Below are 317 nucleotides of genomic sequence, written 5' to 3' on the forward strand. Positions count from 1 at the left end.
TAAGATGATCGACTTCCTTCTTCGCCCTGAAAACGCAGCGAAAATTGCTCTAGAGATCGGTTACCCAACACCAGTTAAAACGGCTTACCCTCTTCTTCCGAAAGAATTTTCTGAAGATAAGAACGTTTTCCCGCCACAATCAGTGATGGATAATGGTGTTTGGCAAGACGAAGTTGGCGAAGCGAGCGTTATTTATGACGCGTACTTTCAAAAACTTAAAGTAGACAACTAATTTGTTAGCAAAAATTTAATTGTTGCTAGTAAGTTAAATAAAGCGGCGTAAGCCGCTTTATTTTTATTCAGAAATTATATAGGAT

1 pseudogene is annotated in these 317 nt (G+C 38.2%); it reads left to right on the forward strand.

Annotated features, from left to right (window positions below):
• A pseudogene (gene potD, locus AB4232_RS22510) lies at positions 1-232 on the forward strand (spermidine/putrescine ABC transporter substrate-binding protein PotD); the annotation flags it as partial.
• Between the last annotated feature and the right edge of the window lie 85 nt (positions 233-317).

The sequence above is a fragment of the Vibrio sp. 10N.286.46.A8 genome (genome assembly GCF_041470165.1).
Classification (GTDB): Bacteria; Pseudomonadota; Gammaproteobacteria; order Enterobacterales; family Vibrionaceae; genus Vibrio; species Vibrio tasmaniensis_A.